This is a genomic window from Ensifer aridi, from assembly GCF_002078505.1.
Lineage (GTDB): Bacteria > Pseudomonadota > Alphaproteobacteria > Rhizobiales > Rhizobiaceae > Sinorhizobium > Sinorhizobium aridi.
In genome coordinates this window covers 23,855-29,859 of record NZ_LUAV01000029.1, presented here as the reverse complement: position 1 = coordinate 29,859, position 6,005 = coordinate 23,855, and the positions used below count along the sequence as shown (strand labels likewise).

6 protein-coding genes and 2 pseudogenes are annotated in these 6,005 nt (G+C 60.7%); 3 read left to right on the top strand and 5 right to left on the bottom strand.

The features are described from left to right. On the top strand, positions 1-336 hold a 336-nt coding region (locus tag AYK65_RS32025; RefSeq protein ID WP_210190420.1), incomplete at its 5' end, for a hypothetical protein. On the opposite strand, the pseudogene AYK65_RS22040 reads toward AYK65_RS32025, so the two are convergent. From AYK65_RS22040 to AYK65_RS33240, 5 genes and pseudogenes are all read right to left on the bottom strand, one after another. Then, positions 330-2,294, bottom strand: a pseudogene (locus tag AYK65_RS22040) (helix-hairpin-helix domain-containing protein); the annotation flags it as partial. The gene AYK65_RS32025 and the pseudogene AYK65_RS22040 sit on opposite strands and share 7 nt — an antisense overlap. Positions 2,295-2,517: 223 nt before the next feature. After that, positions 2,518-3,009 carry a hypothetical protein gene (locus AYK65_RS22035; RefSeq protein WP_139793307.1) on the bottom strand — a complete coding sequence of 164 codons (492 nt, stop codon included), beginning with the start codon at positions 3,007-3,009 and terminating at the stop codon, positions 2,518-2,520. A 15-nt stretch (positions 3,010-3,024) separates the two neighbouring features. Further along, the gene (locus AYK65_RS22030) at positions 3,025-3,315 is read right to left on the bottom strand and encodes a hypothetical protein (RefSeq protein WP_081160738.1); all 291 of its coding nucleotides are present in this window, start codon (positions 3,313-3,315) and stop codon (positions 3,025-3,027) included. Between the two features lie 15 nt (positions 3,316-3,330). Beyond that, positions 3,331-3,489: a hypothetical protein gene (locus tag AYK65_RS33245; RefSeq protein WP_244560083.1), complete on the bottom strand. Its 159-nt coding sequence runs from the start codon at positions 3,487-3,489 to the stop codon at positions 3,331-3,333. 102 nt (positions 3,490-3,591) lie between these two features. Further along, positions 3,592-3,648 (bottom strand): annotated as a pseudogene (locus AYK65_RS33240) (helix-turn-helix domain-containing protein); the annotation flags it as partial. Between the two features lie 900 nt (positions 3,649-4,548). Between AYK65_RS33240 and AYK65_RS22020 the strand changes: the two are divergent. Continuing rightward, the gene (locus AYK65_RS22020; RefSeq protein WP_081160725.1) at positions 4,549-5,004 is read left to right on the top strand and encodes a DUF3846 domain-containing protein; all 456 of its coding nucleotides are present in this window, start codon (positions 4,549-4,551) and stop codon (positions 5,002-5,004) included. Beyond that, on the top strand, positions 5,004-6,002 hold the full coding sequence (locus tag AYK65_RS22015) for a hypothetical protein (protein ID WP_244560082.1): 999 nt from the start codon (positions 5,004-5,006) through the stop codon (positions 6,000-6,002). The genes AYK65_RS22020 and AYK65_RS22015 overlap by 1 nt, the downstream gene beginning before the upstream one ends. Positions 6,003-6,005 lie beyond the last annotated feature (3 nt).

Sequence of the window (6,005 nt, the reverse complement as noted above, 5' to 3'; positions counted from 1 at the left end):
CACTTTAACTTTGCGGCTACAATAACATATCGCATAAGATACCTTATGGAACTGGACGGTCGTTTGAGACGTGTTGCTTTTTCGTCGGTCAAGCACTCCGGTTTTCCTGAGGATCAGACTGTTGTGATGGGTCGTGACCGTTCAGAAAGCAACAAACAGCCTGCTTTTTGGAGGCGCAACGGGCTGTTTGGCGATGACATCACCAAGTACCTGTTTTGCAGAGCAATTTTTCACTCACTCACGCAGCTTCACTGCCGAAACCGCGCTCTTTGCCTCAGGCTCACAACAATGATCTTGAAGGGATTGGAACTGCAGACCTGCCTCTTGCATCACTGAAAATTCCGGCTCTTGATCTTCAGATTATCGATATGAAGATCCGGCACGAACATGTCCCTCGATCGAACCCCTGGAGGCGCTTTTTCGCGGGAATCCGGACTTCCAGGGGAGCCGTGAGCGAACTCATCGCCGCGGCCGGTCGACGGCCGGAATGCTCCGTCGCGCTCTGCTAGGCTCGACAGGTCGGTCGAGAGATCGAAGAGTTGCTGGGCGACGAGGTGCACCACCTCCCCTTCGCGCTGGATCTTTCCGTTGATCGCCATCATGCTGGCGCCGAGCACGACCCGGCGCGACCGCTCGAAGAGCTTTGGCCAGACGACGACATTGGCCACACCGGTCTCGTCCTCGATGGTGATGAACATGACGCCCTTCGCCGAACCCGGGCGTTGCCGTACCAGCACCAGGCCGGCGGCCATCAGCCATTGGCTGTCGCGCGCAGTCATCGCCTCGGCACAGGTGACGATCCGACGTTTGGCGAGATCGCCCCGCAGGAAACTCAAGGGATGCTGCCGCAGCGTGAGGCTGGTATGGCTGTAATCCTCGACGACGTTGTGGCCCTCGGTCATTTGCCTGAGCTCGACTTGCGGCTCTTGCTGCTCGGCGATGGCGCGCGCCTCCCGCTCCGCCGCGGCAGTGAAGAGAGGCAGCGGCTCGTTGCGCAGTGCCTTGATTGCCCAAAGTGCGTCACGTCGCTCAAGTCGGAGAGACGGCAGGTAGGCGTCGGCTTCGGCAAGTTCGACCAGCGAGGCGACCGGTACACCCGATCGCCGCCACGTGTCGTCCACCGATACGAAGGGCTCGTCGGCGCGGGCAGCGACGATGCGTGCCGCTTCGGCTGTCGCCAGGCCGCGCACCAGACGCATGCCGAGCCGCACTGCGTGCCGGTCTGCGCCTTCGATCGGCTCCAGCGTGCAGTCCCAGCGCGAATGGTTGACGCAGACCGGACGGACCTCAACGCCGTGCTTCCTCGCGTCGGCGACGATCTGCGCCGGGGCATAAAAGCCCATGGGTTGCGAGTTCAAAAGCGCCGCACAGAAGACGTCCGGGAAATGACATTTCACGTAATTGGAGGCATAGGCGATCAGCGCGAAGGACGCTGCATGACTTTCGGGGAACCCATAGGACCCGAAGCCTTCCAGTTGGGAGAATGTCTTCTCGGCGAACTCCGGCGAGTAGCCGTTCCGGATCATGCCGGAGACGAGCTTGTCCTTGAACTTCGAGACGCCCCCGGTGAACTTGAAGGTCGCCATGGATTTCCGGAGCTGGTCGGCTTCGCCGCCGGTGAACCCCGCACAGACCATCGCCACCTTCATGGCCGATTCCTGAAACAGTGGCACGCCCAGCGTCTTGTGCAGGACCGCTTCCAGTTCGGGTGTCGGGTACTCGACCTTCTCCTTGCCCTCGCGCCGGCGCAGATAGGGATGCACCATGTCGCCCTGGATCGGCCCGGGGCGGACGATCGCCACCTGGATGACGAGATCATAGAAGGTCCGCGGCTTCATGCGGGGCAACATGGACATCTGTGCGCGGGATTCGATCTGGAAGGTGCCGAGCGTGTCAGCCTTGCGGATCATCGCGTAGGTCGCCGGGTCCTCCTGGGGGATGGTCGAAAGCTCGAGATCCTCATGCTTGTGCTCCTTGATCATCGCGAAAGCCTTGGCCATGCAGGTCAGCATGCCGAGCGCCAGCACGTCGACCTTCATGAATCTCAGCGCCTCGATGTCATCCTTGTCCCATTCGATGACCTGCCGGTCGGCCATCGTCGCCGGCTCGATCGGCACCAGGTCATCGAGCCTGTCGTGCGTCAGAACGAAACCTCCTGGATGCTGACCGAGATGGCGCGGCGCTCCCATCAGCTGCTGGGCAAGCCGCAGGGTCAAAGCGAGACGCCGATCGTCCGGATTGAGGCCGAGGTCGCGCACCTGCTGCTCGCCGACCGCTTCCGACCAGGACCAGAAGCGCTCGCCCGTATCATCCTCGACAACGAAGTAGTCGCGGACCGCCACCCAGGCGCCGTTATCTTGAAGTTCTCCGGGTTTCGGATCGCAGGTGCATTTCTCTCGAGACGCGTTTTCTGCGTGCCCATTGGTTATCCAGCCGAGTATGGAAATTATTGTCGCAAAAATGATAGCTCTCATATGTCGCCCCAGTTGCCCGCATCACTTCTGCCGGAGCCCCAGCCTACCCTGAGACCGACTTGTCATCATCCCGCTCCGACATGAAATCCAACTCCCACTCCCGTTTGATGAGCTCATCTGTAGAGGTAGGCGCAGAGGGATCTCTCGGAAGGAACTCGTCCGCATTCCTTCTCCACTCGGAGCGATAGAAAAACCAAGGGGCGATCAAAAGGGCGAGGCCGGCGAGGTATGGCCAGTGCGACTCCGTTGGACCAATCCCAAAATAGCTGGCGTATAGCACCGCAGCGCCAAGAGCGGTCGCTAACATGGCTCGCGAGGCCGCTCCTGATTGCTTGAGGTCATACAGTTCGATTTGGACGGCGCTGATATAGGACTGGACCTCGTTCGGGAGGTCTATATAACGCGCAGAGGGATGCTGCTCTTGCATTCGAAACGCGTCAAGCTGGCGCTTTTCGGCTTCTGTCAAATTCCCCTTGTAGCCAGGTGCGCGATACCAAGGCACTTGCTCCAACGGCTGTTTGCTTCTCCACCACATTCAATGCCCCTGCCTTCAGTGCGCTTTTTTATTGTCCGACCAATGCCCCGGGGATGGGCCTGGCTCCAGGTACCGGCCGAGGGAGCGAAGATATGCGACAATTTCCAGCAGGAGGAAATCCCGGTCGCCGAACACTTCACCAATGCGATCGAGTTCGTCGGCCGCGGCGTCCATTTCCTCGAGGTCGCCGAGAACGTAGCAGTCGTGGCCGATGGCGCAGATGTCACAGCCGGCCTCGATCACCGCGTCCACAAAGGCGGGGATCTCGCTCTCCAACATAAGCCGCCCAGATTCACGTTTCGCCATGTCCATTCATCCTCTTCAAACGCTCGCCGGCCCGGGGAGCAATGGCGCGGCGGACGCCGCGCCATTGCCGCCGTTGCCGCTCTTTCGTAGCCGATTGAGCAAGCTGAAAACGTCCTGCAAGGTTTCGTCGTCGAAGGCTCGCAGCTTGTCGATGCAGGCCAGGAGCAGATCCACTTTGGTTTGGTTTTCGCCCCACAGATGGAGAGCTGCCGGCGCTAGAAGCTCTTCCGGACTTGCCCCGAGCACCTCGCAGAGATGGATCAGGCGGCCTACCGTCAGGCGGGAAACGCTTGTTTCGTAGCGGGCGTAAACCGCTTCGCTGAGACCAAGCAGGGGCGCCAGTTTCGACCGGGAGAGATTTCGCCTCTCGCGGGCTTCCCGGATACTAACGGAGATTCTTTCTTCCAGCGCGGCGCTGAGTGTAATTCGACCGTCCGGGGTGGTAGCCGATACACTGGTTTGTCAACGTCCGGATCATTGACTTGTTGCAATCCGAGATCCGAAATCCATTGCTCCAGCGACGGTCCTGCCATTCATCCTACCGGGGGTTGTTGATGGTGCAGACCACTTTAATGGAAGTGGTTGTGTTCTAGGAACCCTCAAAACGTCTTGGGTGGTATCAATTTGGCGCATCGCTGACGCGACCCCGCTCTATGCCTTCGGCACGAAGACCGCAAAAAAGCGTTCTTCGCCCAATAGGGTAACGATCGGTTGCGCAAGAGCCGCCTCGCGGCCTTCACGTCATGACTGCATCAAATTGCTATGAAAGCCGTTTACAGCTTGCAGTGAAATCAGCATATTGCCAACCGGCAACGACAATCGAGAGTTGGTCGTGGCAAGTCGCTAGCCCTTCTTGTCATGCACCACGGGGCCGTCCTGTTCTACAAGCCAGGGCGGCCCTTCTCGTATCTGAAATGGCGGCCGCCAGACGGCCGACTTTGCCTTCCTGAAAGAGGGAAAGAGGGCGCTGCCCTCTCTCCCTCACAAGGGAAAAAACGGTCTCCCCGTCCTTCCTCCCCTCGCCTCCGGCTCGCTCCGTGCAGGATCGACGAATCCGCATGCGCGGATTTTGCGTCGCCCCTTCGGCTTTGGCCTCGGGCGGGCGAACCCCCTCCGTTTTGTTCCCTTGCCTCCCTCTCTCCCGCTGCTCCGCGCGAGCTCGGGGAGCAGGAGCGGGGCTCCTGCCCCTCGGGCAGACGCTAGACCGCTTCGCGGAAAGGAAAGGGCTAGAAAATGGTAAGAGCAAACACCGCTTATGTGCTGGACCCGGAAACCACGATCTTTAAGCCGGTAGAGCTTCAGGTCGACCTGGGCATCCGGCCGCTTTACGCGATTATCGGCTGCCGCCTGCTGGAGGTCGTGCGGTTCGACGAGCGGCACACGCTTTTCGTCGACGAAGAAGGTCTGCAGGACGGGTTGACTGCCTTCACGATCTTTGAAGGCTTCCCGCAGCCGATCGCAGGCAAGATCATGCTTGTCGGAGGCGATGGCAGCACGCCTTACACGTCCCCCCTCATCAGCCTTGAGGATGCAGCCAAGCATTTCAAATGCTGCCGCCCGGTCCTGGACCCGGTTTTCGCAAAGGCAGACGAGATTTCATCGGGCGGCATCATCATTGCCGGTGCGCTTGCAGGGTTGCAATGCCGCATCGAGCGCCGCGCCCCTACCCTTGTCGAGGGAGAGGCATGATGAAAATCGCGGCCCTCGAAAACAACATCCTCGCCATCGTCGCAGGAACCTTCGCCGCAACCATTGCGGCGGAGGACATCGAGCCGCAGTTTCATGCGCTCACCCACTTTCCCGACCGGCGCGCAAGGTCAGAGCTTGCCGACCTGGCCGAGCGGCTGAATCAGTTTGGCGCCCATGTCGTGGAGCTTTGGAACAAGGCTTGCGAGCCGATCCCGGAGGCTGAAATCGAAGCCTTCGCGCGGCGGCATGTCGATTTGACGCGCCGCTATTGGGCGGCGGAAGGCCGTTGCATGAACTGGTTTATTACCGGCCCTGCCCGCTTTCCCGTGTCCCGCAACGAAAAGCGCATGAGGATTTCGGACGCCCGCCGCGCCGATCTGAAGGCGCACGAGGCAATGGCTCGCAAATCCGCGAAGCGGAAGGCCTTCCCGCACGGCACGGACGATGAGCCGATCCGATCCGGCGATCCGGTGGCGATGCAGCGCATCGTTACCCGCATCGAGGAGCTGGCGCTTTCCATCGACCGAATGAAAGCCGCCAACGCGATCATCCGGCGCATGGAGAAGGACCTTTCCAGCGAAGAGGACATGATTGCCGCCGTTGTGGCCCATACCGGCCTTTCCGCTGACGCCGCAGCCAGAGGCATCAAGTTAGCCCCGTGGCAGTCCCGGCGCGGCTTCACCACGACCAACCGACGCGCCGAACTCCGCCGCCTGCAGCAACGCCTTGCGGCGCTTGCAAGGATGAAGCAACGCGGCACTCGAAGCCAGGAGGTCGAGACGAGCGCCGGCGCCGTCGAGATCAAGGAGAACGCCGACATTGCGCGGATCCAGTTGATCTTTCCCGGCAAGCCAGACGACCCGACGCGGCGCGTGCTCAAGGCGAACGGCTTCCGCTGGTCGCCATCACAAGGCGCTTGGCAACGGCACTTGAACGAGTCCGGACGCTACGCCGCCCAGCGCGTGTTGAAGACGATCAGCGGCGCCAACGCCGCGTGATCA

Bases quoted from the DNA above. Each gene is read 5' to 3' on its own strand.
- AYK65_RS22035 (WP_139793307.1), bottom strand. From the start codon at position 3,009: ATGTGGTGGAGAAGCAAACAGCCGTTGGAGCAAGTGCCTTGGTATCGC.
- AYK65_RS22030 (WP_081160738.1), bottom strand. From the start codon at position 3,315: ATGGCGAAACGTGAATCTGGGCGGCTTATGTTGGAGAGCGAGATCCCC.
- AYK65_RS22020 (WP_081160725.1), top strand. From the start codon at position 4,549: ATGGTAAGAGCAAACACCGCTTATGTGCTGGACCCGGAAACCACGATC.
- AYK65_RS22015 (WP_244560082.1), top strand. From the start codon at position 5,004: ATGAAAATCGCGGCCCTCGAAAACAACATCCTCGCCATCGTCGCAGGA.